Source organism: Flavobacterium johnsoniae UW101 (assembly GCF_000016645.1).
GTDB classification, from domain to species: Bacteria; Bacteroidota; Bacteroidia; order Flavobacteriales; family Flavobacteriaceae; genus Flavobacterium; species Flavobacterium johnsoniae.
This window is the reverse complement of sequence record NC_009441.1, coordinates 207,822-228,986: the sequence shown is the minus strand read 5'-3', so window position 1 is coordinate 228,986 and position 21,165 is coordinate 207,822. Positions and strand designations below refer to the sequence as shown.

The 21,165-nt window shown below is 34.3% G+C and carries 20 protein-coding genes and 1 tRNA gene; 8 read left to right on the top strand and 13 right to left on the bottom strand.

What is annotated here, in order from left to right:
* Positions 1 to 33: 33 nt before the first annotated feature.
* From FJOH_RS01165 to recF, 3 genes are all read right to left on the bottom strand, one after another.
* Entirely contained in the window at positions 34 to 1,092 is a 1,059-nt protein-coding gene (locus FJOH_RS01165) for a glycosyltransferase (RefSeq protein WP_012022324.1), read from the bottom strand.
* Between the two features lie 91 nt (positions 1,093 to 1,183).
* Positions 1,184 to 1,861, bottom strand: coding sequence for a DUF2461 domain-containing protein (locus tag FJOH_RS01160; RefSeq protein WP_012022323.1), 678 nt, complete (start codon positions 1,859 to 1,861; stop codon positions 1,184 to 1,186).
* A gap of 199 nt (positions 1,862 to 2,060) precedes the next feature.
* Positions 2,061 to 3,140: a DNA replication/repair protein RecF gene (recF, locus tag FJOH_RS01155; RefSeq protein ID WP_012022322.1), complete on the bottom strand. Its 1,080-nt coding sequence runs from the start codon at positions 3,138 to 3,140 to the stop codon at positions 2,061 to 2,063.
* Positions 3,141 to 3,378: 238 nt separating this feature from the next.
* On the opposite strand from recF, the gene FJOH_RS01150 reads away from it, so the two are divergent.
* From FJOH_RS01150 to FJOH_RS01125, 6 genes are all read left to right on the top strand, one after another.
* Complete coding sequence (locus tag FJOH_RS01150) at positions 3,379 to 4,158, top strand: tetratricopeptide repeat protein (RefSeq protein ID WP_012022321.1); 780 nt, start codon at positions 3,379 to 3,381, stop codon at positions 4,156 to 4,158.
* Between the two features lie 78 nt (positions 4,159 to 4,236).
* Positions 4,237 to 4,809 carry a 6,7-dimethyl-8-ribityllumazine synthase gene (gene ribH / locus FJOH_RS01145; RefSeq protein WP_012022320.1) on the top strand — a complete coding sequence of 191 codons (573 nt, stop codon included), beginning with the start codon at positions 4,237 to 4,239 and terminating at the stop codon, positions 4,807 to 4,809.
* A gap of 163 nt (positions 4,810 to 4,972) precedes the next feature.
* Positions 4,973 to 6,907: a DNA mismatch repair endonuclease MutL gene (mutL, locus tag FJOH_RS01140; protein WP_012022319.1), complete on the top strand. Its 1,935-nt coding sequence runs from the start codon at positions 4,973 to 4,975 to the stop codon at positions 6,905 to 6,907.
* Positions 6,904 to 7,653 carry a rhomboid family intramembrane serine protease gene (locus tag FJOH_RS01135; RefSeq protein WP_012022318.1) on the top strand — a complete coding sequence of 250 codons (750 nt, stop codon included), beginning with the start codon at positions 6,904 to 6,906 and terminating at the stop codon, positions 7,651 to 7,653. The genes mutL and FJOH_RS01135 overlap by 4 nt, the downstream gene beginning before the upstream one ends.
* 46 nt (positions 7,654 to 7,699) lie before the next feature.
* Positions 7,700 to 8,563, top strand: coding sequence for a rhomboid family intramembrane serine protease (locus tag FJOH_RS01130; protein ID WP_012022317.1), 864 nt, complete (start codon positions 7,700 to 7,702; stop codon positions 8,561 to 8,563).
* Positions 8,564 to 8,579: 16 nt separating this feature from the next.
* Positions 8,580 to 9,632 (top strand): endonuclease/exonuclease/phosphatase family protein, encoded by a 1,053-nt coding sequence (locus FJOH_RS01125; protein ID WP_044047389.1) that lies wholly within the window; start codon positions 8,580 to 8,582, stop codon positions 9,630 to 9,632.
* Here the strand turns inward: FJOH_RS01125 and FJOH_RS01120 are convergent.
* From FJOH_RS01120 to FJOH_RS01090, 7 genes are all read right to left on the bottom strand, one after another.
* Positions 9,629 to 10,243: a WbqC family protein gene (locus FJOH_RS01120; protein WP_012022315.1), complete on the bottom strand. Its 615-nt coding sequence runs from the start codon at positions 10,241 to 10,243 to the stop codon at positions 9,629 to 9,631. The genes FJOH_RS01125 and FJOH_RS01120 overlap by 4 nt on opposite strands.
* An 87-nt stretch (positions 10,244 to 10,330) precedes the next feature.
* Positions 10,331 to 11,884, bottom strand: a complete 1,554-nt coding sequence (gene lepB / locus FJOH_RS01115) for a signal peptidase I (RefSeq protein ID WP_012022314.1) — start codon at positions 11,882 to 11,884, stop codon at positions 10,331 to 10,333.
* A gap of 64 nt (positions 11,885 to 11,948) precedes the next feature.
* Positions 11,949 to 12,650, bottom strand: a complete 702-nt coding sequence (gene dapB / locus FJOH_RS01110; RefSeq protein WP_012022313.1) for a 4-hydroxy-tetrahydrodipicolinate reductase — start codon at positions 12,648 to 12,650, stop codon at positions 11,949 to 11,951.
* A 38-nt stretch (positions 12,651 to 12,688) separates the two neighbouring features.
* Entirely contained in the window at positions 12,689 to 13,249 is a 561-nt protein-coding gene (locus FJOH_RS01105) for a DUF5683 domain-containing protein (protein ID WP_012022312.1), read from the bottom strand.
* Positions 13,249 to 14,157: a ParB/RepB/Spo0J family partition protein gene (locus FJOH_RS01100; protein ID WP_012022311.1), complete on the bottom strand. Its 909-nt coding sequence runs from the start codon at positions 14,155 to 14,157 to the stop codon at positions 13,249 to 13,251. Before FJOH_RS01100 ends, FJOH_RS01105 begins: the two co-directional genes overlap by 1 nt.
* A gap of 5 nt (positions 14,158 to 14,162) precedes the next feature.
* The gene (locus FJOH_RS01095) at positions 14,163 to 14,930 is read right to left on the bottom strand and encodes a ParA family protein (protein WP_012022310.1); all 768 of its coding nucleotides are present in this window, start codon (positions 14,928 to 14,930) and stop codon (positions 14,163 to 14,165) included.
* A gap of 219 nt (positions 14,931 to 15,149) precedes the next feature.
* A complete protein-coding gene (locus FJOH_RS01090) occupies positions 15,150 to 15,551 on the bottom strand; it encodes a septal ring lytic transglycosylase RlpA family protein (RefSeq protein WP_012022309.1) in 402 nt (133 codons plus the stop codon).
* A gap of 223 nt (positions 15,552 to 15,774) precedes the next feature.
* Here FJOH_RS01090 and FJOH_RS01085 point away from each other — a divergent pair, with 223 nt between their 5' ends.
* Positions 15,775 to 17,943 (top strand): pectate lyase family protein, encoded by a 2,169-nt coding sequence (locus tag FJOH_RS01085; protein ID WP_044048188.1) that lies wholly within the window; start codon positions 15,775 to 15,777, stop codon positions 17,941 to 17,943.
* A 216-nt stretch (positions 17,944 to 18,159) separates the two neighbouring features.
* Here FJOH_RS01085 and FJOH_RS01080 read toward each other — a convergent pair.
* Positions 18,160 to 18,234, bottom strand: a tRNA-Pro gene (locus tag FJOH_RS01080).
* Between the two features lie 176 nt (positions 18,235 to 18,410).
* Between FJOH_RS01080 and trxB the strand changes: the two genes are divergently transcribed.
* On the top strand, positions 18,411 to 19,358 hold the full coding sequence (gene trxB, locus FJOH_RS01075; protein ID WP_012022307.1) for a thioredoxin-disulfide reductase: 948 nt from the start codon (positions 18,411 to 18,413) through the stop codon (positions 19,356 to 19,358).
* Positions 19,359 to 19,507: 149 nt separating this feature from the next.
* Here trxB and FJOH_RS01070 read toward each other — a convergent pair whose 3' ends face one another.
* Complete coding sequence (locus tag FJOH_RS01070) at positions 19,508 to 20,341, bottom strand: GIN domain-containing protein (RefSeq protein WP_044047387.1); 834 nt, start codon at positions 20,339 to 20,341, stop codon at positions 19,508 to 19,510.
* 85 nt (positions 20,342 to 20,426) lie between these two features.
* Entirely contained in the window at positions 20,427 to 21,161 is a 735-nt protein-coding gene (locus FJOH_RS01065) for a head GIN domain-containing protein (RefSeq protein WP_012022305.1), read from the bottom strand.
* Between the last annotated feature and the right edge of the window lie 4 nt (positions 21,162 to 21,165).

Here is a 21,165-nt window from a genome sequence, read left to right as displayed (position 1 = left end):
GTTTAATCTAATAATCTGTGGCTGAATTTTAGGTTAGTTATTTCGAGAATCCAACAACTCATGATATCGATCAGCAATAACCTTCATATTAGTATCATAATTCGCATTTTCCTCTACAAATTTCCTATTTCTTAAAATAGCCTGATTTCTGAACTCAGCATTTTCAAATGACCACATCAATTCATTGGCGAGCATTTCGATATTGTCAATTTCAATTAATTGTCCGTTTTCACGATGCGTGATCCAGCTTTGGTTTCCGGGAATATCAGAAACAACAGGATAACAATTACAAGCCATTGCTTCAAATAAAGATGCCGAAACGCCTTCGGTAATTGGCATGCTGATATAAATATTGGATTGCTGTAATAATTTTGGAAGTTCTGTATTTGGGATTCTTCCTGTAAAGGTTACTTTATTTTCGATTTGCAGTTCTTTGGCTAAATCTTTTAAATACTGCAATCTTGTTCCGTCTCCAACAATTGTAAGCGAAAAATCAATTCCTTTTTGATGTAAAATTCCAAAAGCTTTTAAAATAGAGTCATGGCGGTATTCCGGCTGTAAAGAACGTGTTACAATCGCTTCAATTTTATTTGAATTATTTGTTGAAGGAGTAAAAAGCGACAAATCAATTCCTTTTGGCAAAACCAAAACTTTACTCATATCAACGCCGATTGCTTTCATGTGAATTGTCATAACTGGCCCCCACGCATGAATTAAATGTGCTTTTTTGAAAGCATATTTCTGAATGAATTTCTTAAAAGGGTATAAAACAGAACCTTCCGGCCATAAATCAGTTCGGCCTTGCTGTGCAATGGCAATAGTTTTAGAACCGGATAAAGCAGCAAGAAAGCCGTAACTTGTAGTTCTTTCTGCAATAACCATATCTGGTTTTTGGTTTCTAATAATTTTTCTAATAGAAACAGGAGAAAAGAAATATTCTAAAATACGTTTGAATCTGTTAAGTTTTGAATTGTTTGGCGTTTGAAGTTCCCAGGTGATAATTTCAAAATCGCGAAATTCTTTCAAACCTTTCACCCAGGTTATAGCGTCAGCGCGGTAAGATTCTCCAAGAAAAAGTATTTTTCTTTTCATTTAATAAATGAGTTTTTGTCGCCACGAATTTCACAAATTTTCACAAATTAATTCGTGCTAATTCGTGAAATTCGTGGCGATTTATCTTTTTTTAAAATTCTTCGGTATCTAAAGCGCGGTTTATAAATTCGTTTAAAGGTTTTAGAGCAATCAGTTTTTTGCTCACTTTAGAAACGAAGTCTTTCTGAGTAACTTCGGAAATATCATATTTTTGAGTAGCTGTAAAGCTCTTCAATTTTAAAAACTCAATTGCCGGATGGTCTTTTTCGTAACCGCGGGGCATGCTTTTTAGTGAGTTGTTTTCGTTGATATCTAAACTTCCAAATTCTTTTTTAAAGTTTTTGTCGTTTAATATTTCTTGCAGATCATCGTAGAAAAAAGCAATTTCTTTGCGGACTTTTTTTAAATCTTCAGGGTCAGGAGAGTAAAATCCGCCGGCGATAAAACTGGCGCCTTTTTCTATATGAACATAATATCCCGCACGATTTGCACCTTTTGCACCAGTTGACATCCAAACGCCCAAATGTGCTTTATAGGGAGATTTGTCTTTTGAAAATCGAATATCACGATTAATTCTAAAAGTACAGTTTTTAACTTCCAGCAATTCTAATGAAGGATCAAGAGGTTTCATAGCATCCAGAAAATCACTTACCAATTGATGGTAATCTTTTTTGAAGACTTCATAACGTTTTTTGTTATCCTGAAACCAGTCTCTATTATTGTTCTTTTTTAAATCGTCTAAAAATTGCAATGATTCTTTCGTTAACATATTCTGTGTTTTTTGATTGCAGTTACTTTTTTTTTAATTCGTTTTTTTAGTTTGCCACTAATTGCACGAATTTACACTAATTTATTTTCTTATTTTGCCACAGATTAAAAGATTTACACAGATTGAATCATTTTAATCCTTGCAATCTGTGGCAAAAATAATTCGCGTAAATTCGTGTAATTCGTGGCAAAAAAAAACTTTATAAATTGAATATCTTATACGTTTGGTGTGTCGATTTTACAATCGCTTCGGTTCGTTCCGGATGTGTATCTGAAATAAAGAGCTGTCCAAAAGTTTCGCTGTTCACCATTTCGACAATTTTAGCAACGCGGGTTTCATCCAGTTTGTCAAAAATATCATCAAATAATAAAATAGGTTTTACACCGCTTTGTTTTTTCAAAAATTCAAACTGAGCCAGTTTCAAGGCAATCAAAAACGATTTTTGCTGTCCCTGTGATCCGAATTTTTTTATAGGATGCGAATCAATTTCAAAAGACAAATCATCTTTATGGATCCCTGAGCTTGTATAATGCAACGCTCTGTCCTTATTTATGTTTTCCTGTAAAAGCGTTAATAAATCTTTTTCAAACAAATGACTTTCGTAAACCAATTGCACTGATTCTTCTGAGCCTGTTATGGCCTGATGGTGTACATTAAATATAGGTATGAATTCTTCGAGAAACTCTTTTCTTTTTTCAAAAATCGATTTTCCAAATTCATTTAACTGCTCATTATATATAGATAAGGTGTCGTTGTCGAAAGTGTGGTTAAGAGCAAAATATTTTAAAAGGGCATTTCGCTGTACAATTACTTTTTGATATTGAATAAGCTGATGCAGATACGTTGAATCTAACTGCGAAATAACGCTGTCCATAAATTTACGGCGTGTTTCGCTTCCTTCCACAATTAAATCGCGGTCGGCTGGTGAAATAATTACAAGCGGAATGAATCCGATATGATCAGAAAATTTATCGTATGCTTTTCCGTTTCTTTTTAAAACCTTTTTTTGCCCTTTTTTTAAACTGCAGACAATTTGCTCTGTTCTGTCATTTTTTTCTAATTCGGCATCAATTACAAAAAACTCTTCTCCGTGTTTGATGTTTTGCACGGCAAGCGGATTAAAATAACTTTTTCCGTAAGCTAAATGATAAATTGCATCCAGAACATTGGTTTTTCCAATTCCGTTTTTGCCTACAAAGCAGTTGATCTTGATGTCGAAATCAAAACCGGCTTCAGAGAAATTTTTATAATTGAATAAAGAAAGTTTGTTTAAATGCATTTTGAGACTCTAAAAAGAAAATTTACTGTTTTATGCCAGTAAAATTAAGGATGTAAAATTATCTAATTTTATCGATATAAAGGGCTTTTAGGATGTTTCAAGTTGATTTATTTTGATACTGATGTGAAAGGACTTAGCTTTATTGAAAATATTTTTTTTAAAATAGTGATAATTTTGATTTTTTTTGCCTCAGTTTCAAGAAAAATTTTATTTTTGCCGTTCACTAAATTAATTTTAAATGGCTACTTACAATAAAAGAGGATATAAAGCACCAAAAGAGAAGGAAGTTAAAGAAGTAACTGAAGAACAACAGGTGGTAATTGATGAAAAAGACAGCACAACTGCTGGTGTTTTTTCTAAATTAGACGAAACTGCTTCAAGAACTGAGGATTGGGTTGCTAAAAATCAAAAAATCATTATTGGTTTAGTTGCTGGTATTGCAGTTGCTACTATTGGTTATTTGGCTTACCAAAAATTTATTGAAACTCCTAAACAAGACGAAGCTGCAAACGAAATGTTTGTTGCACAGCAAAATTTTCAAAAAGCTGTTGATGGTGTAGCAAGTGATTCATTATACAAATTAGCATTAAACGGATCTGAAGGTAAATTTGGATTTGTGAAAATTGCTGACGAATATTCTGGAACTGATGCAGGAAATTTAGCAAACTACTATGCTGGTATGGCATATTTAAATACAGGTAAATTTGACGATGCTATTAAGTATTTAGGCGAATTTAAATCTGAAGATATGATTTTAGGCGCTCTAGCAAAAGGAGCTATTGGAGATGCTTACTCTCAAAAAAATAACCAAAAAGAAGCTTTAGATTATTATGTAAAAGCTGCTGAATCAAACAAAAACGATTTTACTACACCTCGTTTCTTGTTAAAAGCTGCTAAAACTGCTTTAGCTTTAGGACAAAAAGAAGACGCTTTGAAATATTTAAATAATATTAAAGATAATTTCGATGCTGCTCCAGAAGCTGCTTCTGTTGAGGCATTGATTGGATTAGCGCAATAATTTATAATTTTAGAGTTAAGAATTTAGATTTTAGATTCGTATTTTTACAGTCTGAAACTTAAAATCTAAAATATACAGATGGCTACTGAAAATAAAAATTTATCAGAATACGATAAAAACACGATCCCAAATGCGAAAGACTTTCGATTTGGGATTGTTGTTTCTGAGTGGAATGATGTTATAACAGAAGGACTTTACAATGGCGCTTTTGAAGCCTTAATTGATTGTGATGTTCCTGCACAGCAAATTATCCGTTGGAATGTTCCAGGAAGTTTTGAGCTGATTTACGGTGCAAAAAAAATGCTGCAGACACAAAATGTAGATGCAGTTATTGTTATTGGATGCGTAATTCAGGGAGAAACAAAACATTTTGATTTCGTATGCGAAGGTGTAACTCAGGGAATTAAAGATTTGAATGTTCAAACTGATATTCCGGTTATCTTTTGCGTTTTAACAGATAATAACATGCAGCAGTCAATTGACAGAAGTGGCGGTGTTCATGGTAACAAAGGAACCGAAGCGGCAATTGCAGCAATTAAAATGGCTTATATTCGCCAGCAGGCTTCTATTTCTCATCCGTTTAATCAGCCGTTATTATCTTCTGGCGCACTTCAAATTGAAGAAACACCAATAAAAATCGAGAAAGAATAAAACACATTTGTTTTAAAATATTAAAACCTATACTGTGTCATAATAGTATAGGTTTTTTGTTTTTTTTATGATTGCTGATATTCAAAAAGCCAGTAGAAATTTACTAAATTTGTGCTTCTTGGTTTCTAATTTAAACCCTAAACCTTAAAATTATTTTTGCTTAATGTCGAGTATTATTCAATTACTTCCTGATCACGTTGCTAACCAGATTGCTGCAGGAGAAGTGGTCCAAAGACCAGCTTCTGTTGTAAAAGAACTGTTAGAAAATGCTGTTGATGCAAAGGCAACTGATATCAAATTGATTATAAAAGATGCCGGCAAATCCTTAGTTCAGGTTATTGATAACGGAGTAGGAATGACGGTTACTGATGCACGTTTGTGTTTTGCCCGTCATGCGACTTCAAAAATTCGTCAGGCCGAAGATTTGTTTTCATTGGGTACAAAAGGTTTTCGCGGGGAAGCTTTGGCTTCTATCGCTGCGATTGCACACATGGAAATGAAAACCAAACAAGAACAGGATGAATTAGGAACTCATATTGTAATTGAAGGAAGTAAATTTGTTTCGCAGGAAGTGGCAGTTCTGCCAAAAGGAACATCATTTGCCGTTAAAAACCTATTTTTTAATATTCCGGCGCGTCGTAACTTTTTAAAGTCGGATACTGTTGAATTTCGCCATGTAATGGATGAGTTTCAGCGTGTAGCTTTAGCACATCCCAATATTCACTTCAGCTTTTATCATAACGGAAGCGAATTGTACAATCTTCCCGCTGCAGGATACCGTCAGCGAATTGTGGGGATTATGTCGGGTAAAACCAATGAAAAACTGGTTCCCGTAAATGAAGATACAGAAATTATCAGCATACAAGGATTTGTTTGTAAACCTGAATTTGCTAAGAAAAACAGGGGAGAACAGTTCTTTTTTGTAAACGATCGTTTTATAAAAAGCGGTTATTTGCATCATGCAGTTATGGCTGCTTACGACGGACTTTTAAAAGATGGTTCACAGCCAAGTTATTTCTTGTATTTGCAAGTACCGCCAAATACAATTGATATTAACATTCATCCAACTAAAACAGAAATTAAGTTTGATGATGAACAGGCTTTATATGCCATTTTAAGGGCGTCGATTAAACATAGTTTAGGACAGTTTAATGTAGCTCCTGTTTTAGATTTTGACAGAGATTCGAATTTAGATACACCATATCATTATAAAGACGTAGAAGCAGAAGTACCGACAATTCAGGTTGACGGAACTTTTAATCCTTTTACAGACGATAAAACCAATCAGCATTATACAAAAGCGGGTTCAGGATCTGGTTCTGGTTACAGTTCAGGATCTTCTTCGTCTTCCGGATCAGGTTCAGGTTCGTCTTATTCTGGATATTCAAAAAGAGTAGAACCAACTGTAAGCTGGGAAAGTTTATATGTGGGCTTAGATACTGAAAATCCGGAAACTATCGAAAGTTCGCCTTTTATATTTGAAAATGAAGAAGTAACTTCTTCTTTATTTAATGATGATGAAGTAGAGCAGGCGAGTCAGAAAACGTATCAGATACATAAAAAATATATTGTTTCGCCAATAAAATCCGGAATGGTAATCGTTGATCAGCATCGTGCGCATCAGCGTATTTTGTATGAGCAGTTTTTGCTGAACATGACCGTAAATCAGGCTTCGAGCCAGCAATTGCTGTTTCCGCTGGATTTATTTTATTCTTCTTCAGAAATGAAATTGATCGAAGAATTAAAACCTTCGTTAGAAACAACCGGATTTGTGTTTGAAGAAGCACAAACAGATCATGTTGTAATTTCCGGAATTCCGGTAAACATTACCGAAAGCGAAGTTTCTTTGGTAATAGAACAGTTGTTGAGCGATTTGCAAGACGGAATTCCAGCAAGCAGTTATAGTCAGAACGATACTATTGCCAAATCGATGGCCAAAAGTTTAGCGGTTAAAACTGGATCTTATTTAACCGAGAAAGAACAAGATAATCTGGTAAACGGTTTGTTTGCCTGTAAAGATCCTAATATTTCACCTTTTCAAAAACCTACCTTTATCACTATGCGTGTTGAAGATATAGATAAAAAATTTGCCTTATGATGAATATGACTCCAGTTGTAAAACAACTGCTTATAATTAATATAATAGTTTTCATTGGTGCTCAGTTAGTGCCAGTTTCTTATGAATATCTGGCGCTGTTTTTCCCGGAAAACCCTGGATTTAAAGTTTGGCAGCCTATTACGCACATGTTTATGCACGGCGGTTTTGCTCACATCGCATTTAATATGTTTGCACTTTATTCGTTTGGATCAACATTAGAGCATTTTTGGGGCGGGAAGAAATTTTTATTCTTCTATATTTCATGCGGACTAGGAGCAGCTTTGGTAAATTTTGCAGTAAATTATTATTTCTATCAGGACAGTTTAAATATTCTGCTGGCTAACGGATATCACAAAGCAGATATTTTGAATTTACTGAATGATGGAAAAATTGATACAAGATGGCAGCAAATTTTGACGGTTTCAGAGTTTAAACATTTCATGAATGCATATTTAGGAACTGTTGTTGGTGCATCTGGAGCTATTTACGGATTGCTTGTGGCATTTACTTTTATGTTTCCAAATGCAGAACTTGGAATTATGTTTATTCCAATTCCAATTAAGGCTAAATATTTTGTGCCAATTTATATGCTGTTGTTTGATGGATTTTTTGGAATCTTCGGAAGTTCTTTAATGGGCATCGATTCCGGAATTGCTCATTATGCTCATATTGGCGGTGCTTTTTTTGGATTTATGATTATGTGGTACTGGAAAAAAAATCAGTTTAACAACAATCGTTGGAATTAATTTTTAACTTTAATTGATTAACTTTAAGAAACCAAAAGAAGACTTTATGAATATCCTTGACGATTTAAAACTTCAATATAAATTAGGCGGTATCGCTTTGCGTGTTATTTATTGGAATATCGCTTGTTTTCTCATCTCTTTAGTTTTTTTCTATCAATTTTCTAACGGAAGTTTTGCTTTTCCAAACTGGCTGGCTCTGTCTTCAGATCCTCAGGTTTTTATGTTTAAACCGTGGACGTTTTTAACGTATGCATTTTTTCATTTCGGATTTATGCATTTGCTGTTTAATATGCTGGTTTTAAACTTTGCCAGTAATTTGTTCCTGACTTTTTTCTCGCAGAAACAATATTTAGGATTGTACATTTTAGGAGCCATTTTTTCGGGAATTGTATTTGCTTTGAGTTTTTATGTTTTAGGAACTTCTGCATCAATAGTCGGGGCGTCAGCTGCTATAATGGCAATTTTAGTTGCGGCAACGACTTATCAGCCTTTAATGAATGTTCGATTGTTTTTGTTTGGCAATGTAAAGCTTTGGCATATTACAGGTGTAATTTTAGTTTTAGATCTAATGCAGTTTCGTTTGGATAATATGGGAGGTCATATTTCTCATTTAGCCGGTGCATTTTTCGGATTTATATTTATTAAACTGCTTCAAAACGGAACAGATTTAAGTACTGTAATTACCAGAATATTAGATTTTTTTGCTAATCTTTTTAGAAAATCACCAACGACTCCATTTAAAACAGTTCATAAGAATTATAAAAAGCCTACTGAGAAAACAACATCAAAAATTGTCACAAAAGACAAAACACAGCAGCAAATCGATGAGATTTTGGATAAGATCAGTCAGTCTGGTTATGACTGCCTGACAAAAGAAGAAAAAGAGTTTTTGTTTAAAGCTGGAAAATAATCCTTAGCAGAATACTATGAAAAACCTTTCGTGGTTTAATAAAATAATGTTCTTTTTGAATATAGTGCTGACTGTGCTTACATTTAGCGTCTATATTCTGCCCTTTCTAGCACCTAAGAGTTTTCCGCTTTTATCGGTGCTTACGCTGTTTATGCCGGCTTTTTTTGTTGCTAATGGGTTGTTCTTCGTTTATTGGGCGATTCAGTTTAAAAAACGTCTTATTTTGTCTGGTTTGGTTTTATTAACCGGAATTACCTTTATCAGTAAGTTTTATAAATTTTCTGCAAAAGAATATAGTAAAGATGAAAGAGACTTTTCGGTAATGAGTTATAACGTCCGCTTGTTTAATGTCTTTAAATGGCTCGACCGCGACGATATTCCCGAAAATATAAAAGGATTTATAGATGAAAAAGACCCGGATATTTTGTGTATTCAGGAATATTCAAATTCTGCTCATCTGGATTTAAAAGTATATCCGCATCGTTACATTTTTATAGATGGAAAACAGATAAAAACAGGTCAGGCTATTTTCTCTAAATTTCCTATTATCGATGAAGGAAAAATTGTTTTTCCTAAATCAGATAATAATGTGGTGTATGCCGATATTAAACGCGGAAAAGATATTATTCGTGTTTATAATATGCACCTGCAGTCTATTAAAATATCTCCGGATGTAAGTGAGATTTCTGATGATATTGATAATGTGAACCAAAAGAAATCACAGCGTATTTATGCCAGAATCAGCAAAGGATTTACGCAGCAGCAAGAGCAGGCAGAAATTTTTAAAGAGCATATAAAAAAGTGCAAATACCCTATTATTATTTGCGGAGATATGAATAACAGCCCGTTTTCATACGTTTACAGAAATATTAAAGGAAAACTTAAAGATGCTTTTGAAGAGGCCGGAGAAGGCTTTGGAGCAACGTATAAGTTTAAATATTATCCTGCAAGGATTGACTATATTTTTACCGACACTAAAATGAAGGTAAAACAATTTGAAAGCTTTCCTGATTTTGAAAACTCAGATCATTATCCTATAATGACAAGGCTTTCAATAGATCAGTTTTAGATTATTTTTTGGGTTTTTAAATAATCCATTGCAAATTTCCCTTCATTAAAAAGTAAATCCAAAACACTCAAGTTGTTGATAAACCCGTGTTTGTCATCAAAAACCTGGGTGTATTTTTCGAATGAATTCTGGTCTTTTTTTCCGTTTGCTAAATGTCTGAAATCAGAAATGTTTTCAACTTCGTGGAAATATTCAGTTGTTTTTCCAAATTCCAATTTCATTCTAAGGCATTTTGTTACTGTGTCCAGAACTTCAAAATTAAGATCCATCAAAAAGTTGTGTTTTTTCTCGAAAATAGGAACGATATCATCTTCAAAGTACTCGAAGAAAGGAGAGCTTCTATATGCTGCTTCTAATGACTTAAAATGCTGTTTCTGCCAGTCAAATTCGTTTTCGATTAAAATATCTTTCGTTTTTTGATGTGCCGCTTTAGAGTGTTTAACCGGTATATTTAATAATTGAATTCCGTTTGGACTATAGATATAAGTACGGTTTCTATTGGTCTGTTTCTGAAAATTATCTTCCATCTCAAAAGTTATATTTTCAGATTGAGCCATAACTGCAAAGTGGCTGATTGACGGAAAATAGGTGGGAAGTATTAAAGAGTTCATTGCGGTTCTAGTTTAATCGGTAAATCGTTTAATCGTTCTTTTTGTGAAACGATTAAACGATTTATCAGTTTAACGAATTAACGTTTTTTATGCTTTATTTTGTTTTCTTTTTTTCCAGAAAAATTCTCCAACGAAGTAAAGAGCTAGAATGATTAAGAAATATTTAAAGTAAGATTGCGGCTGACCTTCGCCGTCAACTGTTGTAAATACTCTGCTCCAGCGAATTTTGTTGATGCCTTTTCCGTTTGTATCCCAGCTCATCCAGATGAAAACCGGCTTACCTACGATATGGTTTTCCGGTACATAACCCCAATAACGGCTGTCTTCAGAGTTATGGCGGTTGTCTCCCATCATCCAATAATAGTTTTGTCTGAAGGTATAGGTGTTCGTTTCTTTACCATTAATTAAGAATTTAGAACCTTGTAATTCTAAAGTGTTTCCTTCGTAATTAGTAATGATTTCTTTGTAAAATGGCAGAGATTCATTTGTTAAAGCAACTGTTTTACCAGCTTCCGGAATATAAATCGGACCAAAATTATCCTGACTCCATTTGTTAATGTGAGGGAAAATAGCATTGTCGTTTCCGTGGTCAATTTCTCTTTTTACAGCGGTAACGCCCGGAGTGTTTTTTAAACGTTCTGCACCTGCTTCGGTTAATGCTCTAAAATAAAGAGTATCTCTTTTTTCTGTTCTAAAACCTGCCGGATCAGTAATGTCTAATTCTTTAAATAAAGATTCGAAATCTATTGAAGTTTTTCCATCTAAAGCTACAGAATAAGAATATTGAGGTTTTGCTCTTTCAGGTAAAACCAGTTTTTTGCCATTAATGAAAACAAAGCCGTCTTTAATAGATAAACTGTCACCTGGAATACCAACACATCTTTTTACGTAGTTTGACTTTTTGTCGATTGGTTTTATAACACCCGGTCTTCCTTTTGGCTCATAGAAATAATGTACCGTATCTACCGGCCAGTTAAAAACTACAATATCATTTCGTTTTATTTTTTCGAAAGCCGGAAGTCTAAAATAAGGAAGCTGCGGCCAGCTTAAGTATGATTTTCTTTTTGTTAAAGGGATAGAGTCGTGAACCATTGGTAATGCAACAGTTGTCATTGGTACTCTTGGACCATAATTTAATTTACTTACAAACAAGAAGTCACCAATTAAAAGTGATTTCTCTAATGAAGAAGTTGGAATCGTATAAGGCTGAATTACGTAAGTGTGAACTAAAGTTGCTACGATAATGGCAAAAAGAAGCGAACTTACAGTGTCAGCTGTTTTGTTTTCCGGAGTTAATTTTCTGTTGGCATTGTACTCTAATTTTTGAGTATAGTTTACATAATAGATGTAAAAACCAAGTGTAAAAATTCCTAAAAGTGTATCTACAGTCGATTTTTTCCCAAAGGTTCTAAGTGTTTCAACCCAGACAACCGGAAACATAATTAAATTAATAATTGGAATGAAAAGCAGTAAAGTCCACCAAGTTGGGCGACTGATGATTTTCATCAATACGATTGAATTATATACCGGAATTGCTGCTTCCCAGCTTTTTCTTCCTGCTGCCAGATACAGTTTCCATGTACCCGCAAAATGAATTATTTGAACAGCCAGAAAAAATACGAACCAAGAGTAAAGTGTCATAATATTGTATTTTAAGTTTCAAATTAAGGATTGAGGTTTTGTTTAATCCAAAATTTTATTCTGTTTATTGTAGATTTAATACGTCTTTCATTGTGAAAATTCCTTGTTTCCCTGCAAGCCATTCTGCTGCAATAACGGCACCAAGAGCAAAACCTTCACGATTATGAGCAGTATGTTTAATTTCGATACTGTCAATAACTGAATCGTAATTTACGGTATGTGTACCCGGAACTTCGCCAATTCTTTTAGCTTCAATGTGAATTTGATTGCTTTTTGCTTCTTCTAAAGTCCATTCTGCATAATTACTGTTTTGAATAACACCTTGTGCCAGAGAAATTGCAGTGCCACTTGGCGCATCTAGTTTATGCACGTGGTGAATTTCCTCCATTGAAACTTTGTAAGAATCAAATTGATTCATGATTTTGGCTAAATATTCATTTAATCCAAAGAAAATATTTACTCCAAGACTAAAATTTGAACTTGAAATAAATCCGCCTTTTTTCTCATTGCAAAGTGCAATCATTTCGTCGTAATGTTCCAGCCATCCTGTTGTGCCTGATACCACTGGTACATTAGCATTAAAAGATGCAGAAATGTTGCTTACTGCTGCAGATGGAACGCTGAAATCAATGGCAACATCGGCTGTTGAAAGTCCGTCATAAGTATTGAATTCATCTTTCTTTAAAACTATTTCATGACCTCTTTCTAAAGCAATTCTTTCGATTACTTTACCCATTTTTCCGTATCCTAAAAGCGCAATTTTCATTTTGTATGTATTTGTGATTGTTTTAAACAGAAAGCTGTTTAAAAGCGATAATTAAAAGTTAGTCCAACATTTGGTTTAAATGTTACATCGTTGGGATAAATTTCCGGACGCATCGATAGTCTTTCGTTTACGTTAAATTGAATTAAAGCAGCATCAACATTGGCATCGATGATGTTTAAAACGTAAAATCCAACAACAAATAAAGCAGAAAGGTCTCTGTTTCTCTGGTAAAATTTTTGTCCTGCAACAAGACGGCTTTCATCCAGATATTGGTATTTATCGTCATTATAGCCTTCTAATCTTCGTTTGTAGGCGTTTCTGTAATCACGATATTTATTGTTGTTGTCTATATAGAAGTATAAACTTGTACCAATGGCTCCGTAAACTAAAGGAATTTTCCAGTATTTTTTATTATATGCTTGGCCTAAGCCGGGTAAAATAGCAGAGTAAAAGGCTGCTTTTGCTGGTGTCAGCGGGTCTATTTCTTCTAACGCAATACTGTCTTTAGCGACCAAAACCGTTTCTTCTTTTACCTGGGCAAAAAGAGAGACGGTTCCTAAGAGAAAGAACAATAAACTTATGGGGACAATTTTATTCACTATCCGTTTATTAATTTTATGATTCTGTTAAAATCGGCTTCAGAATTAAATGGAATCGTAATTTTCCCTTTTCCGTTACCAGCAACTTTTATATCAACTTTCGAACCAAAATAATCATTGAAAGTGTTTTTTTGTGTTTCTCTAACTATAAATGCAGAATCAGGTTTAGCTTTTCCTTCTCCTTCTTCTTTTGGCTGCTGGCCTTCGTGATAGTTTTTAACTAAAGCTTCGGTTTCACGAACTGATAAGTTCTGGCTTACAATTTTTTGGTAAATATCAGTCTGTACATCTAGATCTTCTATATTAATGATGGCACGGCCATGTCCCATACTGATAAAACCGTCGCGAATACCAGTCTGGATAATCGGATCTAATTTTAAAAGACGTAAATAGTTAGAAATAGTTGAACGTTTTTTTCCAACTCGTTCGCTCATTTGTTCTTGTGTTAATTGAATTTCGTCAATTAAACGCTGATAAGAAAGAGCAATCTCGATTGGATCTAAGTCATGACGCTGAATGTTTTCAACTAATGCCATAACTAATGACTCATTATCGTTGGCAATACGAATGTAAGCCGGAACATGAGTTAAACCAATTAAAGTTGAAGCACGTAAACGACGCTCTCCTGAGATTAACTGGTATTTATTGAAATCTAATTTTCGAACAGTAATAGGTTGAATTACACCAAGTTCCTTAATAGAAGTGGCTAATTCGCGTAATGATTCTTCATTAAAATTGCTTCTAGGCTGAAACGGATTTATTTCGATAGCACTTATTTCAAGCTCAATAATATTTCCAACAACCTTATCAGCATTTTTGTCTTCTACTGATTTAATGTCGTTTTCCGGATCCTTTAATAATGCTGATAATCCTCTTCCTAAGGCTTGTTTTTTAATTGCTTTTGTCATAAAAACTATTTACTGTTTTTCTTTATAATTTCTTGAGCTAAATTAATATAGTTTACGGCACCTTTGCTTGTAGCATCATAATTAATGATACTTTCTCCAAAACTCGGAGCCTCACTCAATTTTACATTTCGCTGAATTACGGTATCAAAAACCATATCGTTAAAGTGTTTTTGAACCTCTTCTACAACCTGATTAGATAAACGTAATCTTGAATCGTACATTGTTAATAATAAACCTTCAATGTCAAGATCCGGGTTGTGTATTTTTTGAATACTCTTAATAGTATTCAATAGTTTTCCTAATCCCTCAAGTGCGAAATACTCACACTGAATAGGAATAACTACAGAATCTGCAGCTGTTAAAGCATTCAGGGTTAACAATCCTAGAGATGGTGCACAGTCGATAATGATATAATCATATTCTTCTTTTGCTTCTTCTAATGCTTTTTTAAGCATGTACTCACGGTTTTCTTTGTCAACCAATTCAATTTCGATCGCAACAAGGTCAATGTGAGCTGGTATCACGTCAACATTTGGAGATGTACATTTTAAAATGGCTTCTTTTGGTGTTACAGTATGCTCAAGAATCTGGTAAGTTCCTGTTTCAACTGTTTCTACGTCAATTCCAAGACCAGATGTAGCATTGGCCTGTGGATCAGCGTCGATCAATAATACTTTTTTCTCTAAAACACCTAATGAGGCCGCAAGATTTACTGATGTAGTAGTCTTTCCAACGCCTCCTTTTTGATTAGCAATAGCAATGATTTTGCCCATTTATTTTCTGAATTTTGAACCGTAAAAATACAATTATTTATGGTTTTTGAAAATCTATTTTGTTAACATTTATGAAACTTTGTTTAATCGTGGTTTCATGGGTCTTCGGAACAAAATAAATTTAGTTATGAATAGAATTGTCGATTAAATTTTGGTCAATTTAGCTGATGTTCCTTCTGTAAAAAGATAGGAATCTGATTTTGTCTTAAGGAAAAGAACTTATTTTAAAATTTCTATAGTCACATAAACCACACCGCTTTTTTTATTAGAAGCAATACTCATAAATGCCCTTTTGCTTAAATCAATTTCTCTTCCTTTAACAAAAGGGCCTCTGTCTGTAACTTCTACAATTACAAATTTGTTGTTTGCTTCATTTGTAACTTTCAGCATCGTGCCAAAGGGAAGCGTTTTATGTGCGGCAGTCAGGTCGTTGTTGTTGAATTTTCTTCCGCTGGCCGTTTTTCTGCCATTAAATTTGTCGTGATAATAGGAAGCATGAGCGTCTTTTTTGTAAAAATTCTGTTCTTCATTTACTACATCGGTATTTGCAGAAGCAGGGACTTCTTGTGAAAGAACTGCCGAGGAAACAGCTAAAGCCATAGATAGTATTATCTTTTTCATTTTCTAATTTTTGTAGAAGGGCAAAAAAAATCTATTTGAAAAGAATCAACATATAGCAGACGGTTTATTTGTGATATTAAAAGCCAAAATTGAGGCTTTGTATAGTTTTTGATAAGAAAATTGGAACCAAAAACGGACTTTTAGGTTGGAGATTATTGCTATTTTGGGCTTTTTTAAAAGTACTATTATTACAAACTATCAAACCACAAAAATGAACATTCTTATGACTAAAAAAGCGATTTCAGTATTTACAGCATTTTTGTTTATGCTGACTTTATGCAGTTTTATTTCATCTTATCCGTCTAATGAAAAAAAACAGGAAAGTACAACAGAACGAAAAATTGTTTACAACAAAAAGAAGCATAGTATAACCTTATCCTGGTCTGCTTTTGGTTCTTCGGGAAATTATATAATTACAAGAGGAGGCAGCCGTCTGGCATCAGATTTTGTTTCAGCAGGCTCAACTTCTAAATTGGAATTTACCGATAATAAGCCAAATGCAGATAAATATGAGAATTATTATAAGATTACTCGTGGATCTGAATTTATAATAATTTCGCTTGAAAATCAGATTTTTGGAGACAATATGTATTTCTATGATAGAAAATATGAGAAAGCTGAAACGGCACGAAAAGAAATTAATTCGCAGTTTGAATCTATTGGTTTAGGCGGAGCCAATGGTGAGTGGACAACCAAACGTCAGGCTTATTATTTTAAAGCAAACGTGAAAGGCCAGACTTACGATTCTGGCGGTTCGGGATCAGCATCAGGAGCAGAAGCGAATTCAATAGAGCTGGGTTTTTATTCTCACATTGGAGGTTTAGGCAAAGTGCCTTCGGATGTTAAATTAGGTTCTATATTTACAAGGCCTCATCTTTCTGGAGGAGCAAATGCGACGTGTACTTTTTGGCGTTCTGTAGAAAATGTAGAAGTAATGCGAGATTTTGCATGGACGGTTTCGCAATCAACCAGTGCACGAAGATTATTAATTGACAGCACTTCAAAATATATTTCAGATGTTGGAAATACTAATTTTTGGGGGAGCGGAGGCTTTATCGCCGATACGCATTATACATCATCAAGACCCAACTGGGGCGGACAACAGCAATGGTACACCAGAAATACTGTTTTTCCTTCGGGCTCAGGAGCAATGGGCGGTTCATATAATATGGTTTGGCAGGGATGTGTTAACCCTCCTCAGGCAGATAATGCTAATTCGCCAGTTCCAACTACGCCTATTATTAGAGAAAAACCTTTTCTTTTTATAGATAATGATGGAGAATACAAAGTCTTTGTTCCGGCTTGGCAGAAAGACAGAGTTGGAGTTTCGTGGTCGTCTAAAGATATGGGCAAAGGTCAGGTTCAGGATTTGCTTACGAAATGGTACGTCGCTAAAGAAGGTGATACTGATGTAGAAATTAATAATGCGTTAAAAGCTGGTAAGAATATATTTTTTACTCCGGGACATTATGCATTAAATGCCCCTATTCAGGTAAATAGAAAAGATGCCATACTTTTAGGAGCTGGAATCGCTTCGGTAACTTTGGAGCCAACAGAAAAAAATATATGGGGATGTATTTATGCTGATGATAAAGACGGAGTTATTGTTGCCGGACTTCTTATGGATTCGTTTAATAGTACAACGTATCAAATTAGAATTGGTAACGAAGGCGCAAATGCAGATCATGCAGCAGATCCTATTTTGCTTGCAGATATTACTTGCAGAGTAGGCGGAGTCCAGTCTAAAAATATCCAGATACAGGCTTCTATGCAGATTAACGGTAATAATGTTGTGGGAGATCATTTCTGGTTATGGCGTGCTGATCATGGTTCGCAGAAAGGCGGCGATGCACGCTGGCAGAGAGATAGATGTAAAAACGGACTTATTGTAACGGGTAATGATGTTACGCTTTATGCTCTTTTTACTGAACATTATCAGGAATACGAAGTATTGTGGCTGGGAGAACGCGGCAGAACGTATTTCTTTCAAAATGAACCTCCTTATGATGCACCAAATCAGGCAAGCTGGAGTAGTCAGGGAGGGAGAGTTGACGGCTATGCAGCATTTAAAGTTGCTAATACTGTAAAAGAACATCATACTATAGGAATGGGATCTTACGCCGTTTTTACAGGAACAGATGGAAATGTAAATAAGAAAAACGGATTTGAAGCACCAAACAGCCCAAATGTGAAACTGGAAAAAATGTGTATTACCCGTTTTGCCGGTCCAGGAAATATTCAAAATGTTATTAATGGTACAGGCGGAAGCACAGCAAATGGAACAAAACGTGTCGCTGATTATAATAATGGGGAAGGGGCACAGCCTTATGACGAAGAATTTATTCTGCCAAATCGCGAGTCTTATCCTGTTTATATTAATATGGAGAAGTAATAATTTACAGATATTTTAAAATAAAAAAAACTCTGAGGATATTATTAATCTTCGGAGTTTTTTGTTTTTAATCTATATTCTTGATTTTAAATGAGAATACTAAACAGGGCTATGTTTTAATCGGGAATGATAATCGTTAGGAATTAATTTATGCTTTAAAAGATTTTGAGATAAGAGCAAAAAAAAAAGTCTTTCCAAATAATGAAAAGACTTTTGTCGGGGTGGCAGGATTCGAACCTGCGGCCTCCTGCTCCCAAAGCAGGCGCGATAACCGGGCTACGCTACACCCCGATGATGTATTGTTGTACTGCCCGAAAGCGGATGCAAAGATATAAATAAATTTCGTTTACAAAAGGAAAAAATGAAAATAAATAAAACTTATTTTAAGATAGCTATTTCAGATTTATTTTCGGCGTTATTTTTTATAATAAAGTTTACATTTGCATCTCTTAAAAACAATACACATTATGTCAGATACAATCGAAAAAATTAAATGCCTTATTATAGGTTCTGGCCCTGCGGGTTATACTGCAGCTATTTATGCTGCCAGAGCAAACATGAATCCGGTTTTATACCAAGGAATGCAGCCTGGAGGTCAGTTAACGACAACTAATGAAGTAGAAAATTTTCCTGGTTATGTTGATGGTGTTACAGGACCAGAAATGATGATACAGTTACAAGAACAAGCAAAACGCTTTGGTGCTGATATTCGTGACGGCTGGGCTACAAAAGTTGATTTTTCTGGTGGAATTCATAAAGTTTGGATTAACGATTCAATCGAATTGCACTGCGAAACAGTAATTATTTCGACAGGTGCTTCGGCTAAATATTTAGGATTACCTTCTGAACAACATTATTTGAATATGGGAGGCGGAGTTTCTGCCTGCGCTGTCTGTGATGGGTTTTTCTACCGTAATCAGGAAGTAGTAATTGTAGGAGCAGGAGATTCTGCTTGTGAAGAAGCACATTACTTGTCTAAACTTTGTAAAAAAGTAACGATGTTAGTAAGAAGCGAAAAATTCAGAGCTTCTAAAATTATGGAAGAAAGAGTTCGTAAAACTGAAAATATCGAAATCTTAATGAATCATGATACTCTTGAAGTTTTAGGAGACAATAATGTGGTTCACGCTATTAAAGCTTTAAACAAAACAACTGGCGAAACAATCGAAATTCCTGCAACCGGATTTTTTGTAGCAATTGGGCACAAACCAAATACAGATATTTTTAAAGATTACATTACTCTTGATGAAACAGGATATATCATAAATACTCCAGGAACATCTAAAACTAATGTTGAAGGTGTTTTCGTAGCCGGAGATGCTGCAGACCATGTATACCGTCAGGCAATTACTGCTGCAGGTACAGGATGTATGGCAGCACTTGATGCTGAAAGATATTTGGCTTCTCAAGAATAAAAATGAGTCACAGTATTCAGTCACAGTTTCCAGTTTTTGTGGGAATTGAATAAAAAATAAAAGTCCCAATCTTAAAATGATTGGGACTTTTATTTTTAAAAATAGTATGTGTTCTAATTCAGGCAAACTGAAAACTGTGACTGAATACTTTATTTAATCTTCTTAAACAATTTAGCTTCTTCAGAAAAACGGTTAAGCGTGATAGCCGGGCTTCCAAAAAGAGAGATTTCAGCCTTATCTCCTACAGCTAATGAAAGTGTTGTATCTGCAAAAATAGTTCCTACTGCATAATTTTCAGCTGTAACATTTGCATCTTTTAGTGTGAATTTTGTTCCTGTAAAAACAGAATTGTTATCTAAACGAATTGTTGCTTTTTCTGCAATTCCTTCTATAGCTGCAATTGCTTTTTGATATAAATCACATTTAAATTTAATAGCAGAAACCAATGTTTTAATAGAAGAGTTTTTGCTCAATTGCAAACTTCCATCTTCCGTTTTTAAGTTTAATTCCGTTTTTGATTTGTCATCAGCAAAAAGAGTGAATTTTTTTGAATTTACATTTAAGTATAATTTAGAATAATCAAAGCTGTTAAAAGTAATATTGTCTAATTGCAGTTCCTGAATTGCATAAATTTTAGAATCGTTTTTACTGATTACTTTGTTTAAAGAACTGGTATAAGTAACTTTTACAGCAAGTTTTTTAAAGATTGTACTTTCTTTTGATGTATATAAACGAAGTGTTTTATCTCTTAAGTCCATTGCGATGATTTCATGCAGATTGTCATCAGCCTCAATTTTAATTTCGTTTTTTTCTCCTTTTTCAAGATAAACTTCTAAATTATCATCGACTTCAATTGCATCAAAGCTTCCTGTTTCTTTAATAGAAGTTGTTACAATTTTTGATCCTTTTACTTTTTCTCTTTTTTGAGCAAAGGTTAATGTTGTAACTAAAAGTAACAGGAATAGTGCAGTATGTTTTTTCATTAATTCTAATTTTGATTTTAGCAAATATAAAAAAATCATCCACTTTAGATGAATGATTTTTTTTATATTTAACAGTTACGGCATATTAGCTCTGACTTATGCTTCCTCCTGAACTTGCGGTTTTGTCGATTGTTTTTGGAACATTGTTGTAGTTAATGTTTCCTCCGCTGCTTGCTTGTGCTTTAAGGCTTAAAATAGGATGAACTTTAATAACTGCTCCACTCGAAACTTCGGCATCAACATCATTTGCTAATAACTGACCGGCTTCGATAGAAGACCCGCTTGCGGCTGAAGTTTTAATTTTTAATGCTTTTCCTTTAATGTCAATTGAACTTCCGCTGCTTGCATGGAAAGAAACATTATCAGATTCAACTTCTATATTCATCGATGCTGCACTTGAAGTTTCCAGTTCAATGTTTTCTCCCTGAAGTGTATTTTTACTAGTAACACTTGAAGCACTAGAGGCTTCGATTTTGCCAATATGAGGCATTTTTACAGTTACTTTTTTCTGAGTTATATTGCGAAATGATGAGTATTTGCATTCTATAACTAATGTTCCGTTTTCTACTTTAGTAATAATTTCTTTTTGCAGATTATCATCGGCTTCAACCGTTACTTCTACCGAGTCAGACTGCTGTACAACTACATCTATGGCATTGCTTACAGAAATATTTTTAAAATCTCCCTGAACTATTCTTTTTTCAGTGGTTACATTGCCGCTTCCTTCGATAGCGTTCATGTTGAAATTACATGAAGCAAACAATAATGCGGTTATAGTTGCAATTAAAAACTTTGTGATATGAATGATTATTTTTATCATGGCT

What these genes read in the sequence shown, in the direction of transcription:
- FJOH_RS01090 (WP_012022309.1), bottom strand. Translation starts at nt 15,551, where the DNA reads ATGAAAAAGATAATACTATCTATGGCTTTAGCTGTTTCCTCGGCAGTT.
- FJOH_RS01120 (WP_012022315.1), bottom strand. Translation starts at nt 10,243, where the DNA reads ATGAACTCTTTAATACTTCCCACCTATTTTCCGTCAATCAGCCACTTT.
- FJOH_RS01130 (WP_012022317.1), top strand. Translation starts at nt 7,700, where the DNA reads ATGAATATCCTTGACGATTTAAAACTTCAATATAAATTAGGCGGTATC.
- trxB (WP_012022307.1), top strand. Translation starts at nt 18,411, where the DNA reads ATGTCAGATACAATCGAAAAAATTAAATGCCTTATTATAGGTTCTGGC.
- FJOH_RS01095 (WP_012022310.1), bottom strand. Translation starts at nt 14,930, where the DNA reads ATGGGCAAAATCATTGCTATTGCTAATCAAAAAGGAGGCGTTGGAAAG.
- FJOH_RS01100 (WP_012022311.1), bottom strand. Translation starts at nt 14,157, where the DNA reads ATGACAAAAGCAATTAAAAAACAAGCCTTAGGAAGAGGATTATCAGCA.
- FJOH_RS01065 (WP_012022305.1), bottom strand. Translation starts at nt 21,161, where the DNA reads ATGATAAAAATAATCATTCATATCACAAAGTTTTTAATTGCAACTATA.
- FJOH_RS01135 (WP_012022318.1), top strand. Translation starts at nt 6,904, where the DNA reads ATGATGAATATGACTCCAGTTGTAAAACAACTGCTTATAATTAATATA.
- dapB (WP_012022313.1), bottom strand. Translation starts at nt 12,650, where the DNA reads ATGAAAATTGCGCTTTTAGGATACGGAAAAATGGGTAAAGTAATCGAA.
- mutL (WP_012022319.1), top strand. Translation starts at nt 4,973, where the DNA reads ATGTCGAGTATTATTCAATTACTTCCTGATCACGTTGCTAACCAGATT.
- FJOH_RS01070 (WP_044047387.1), bottom strand. Translation starts at nt 20,341, where the DNA reads ATGAAAAAACATACTGCACTATTCCTGTTACTTTTAGTTACAACATTA.
- FJOH_RS01150 (WP_012022321.1), top strand. Translation starts at nt 3,379, where the DNA reads ATGGCTACTTACAATAAAAGAGGATATAAAGCACCAAAAGAGAAGGAA.
- FJOH_RS01125 (WP_044047389.1), top strand. Translation starts at nt 8,580, where the DNA reads ATGAAAAACCTTTCGTGGTTTAATAAAATAATGTTCTTTTTGAATATA.
- lepB (WP_012022314.1), bottom strand. Translation starts at nt 11,884, where the DNA reads ATGACACTTTACTCTTGGTTCGTATTTTTTCTGGCTGTTCAAATAATT.
- FJOH_RS01165 (WP_012022324.1), bottom strand. Translation starts at nt 1,092, where the DNA reads ATGAAAAGAAAAATACTTTTTCTTGGAGAATCTTACCGCGCTGACGCT.
- recF (WP_012022322.1), bottom strand. Translation starts at nt 3,140, where the DNA reads ATGCATTTAAACAAACTTTCTTTATTCAATTATAAAAATTTCTCTGAA.
- FJOH_RS01160 (WP_012022323.1), bottom strand. Translation starts at nt 1,861, where the DNA reads ATGTTAACGAAAGAATCATTGCAATTTTTAGACGATTTAAAAAAGAAC.
- FJOH_RS01085 (WP_044048188.1), top strand. Translation starts at nt 15,775, where the DNA reads ATGACTAAAAAAGCGATTTCAGTATTTACAGCATTTTTGTTTATGCTG.
- ribH (WP_012022320.1), top strand. Translation starts at nt 4,237, where the DNA reads ATGGCTACTGAAAATAAAAATTTATCAGAATACGATAAAAACACGATC.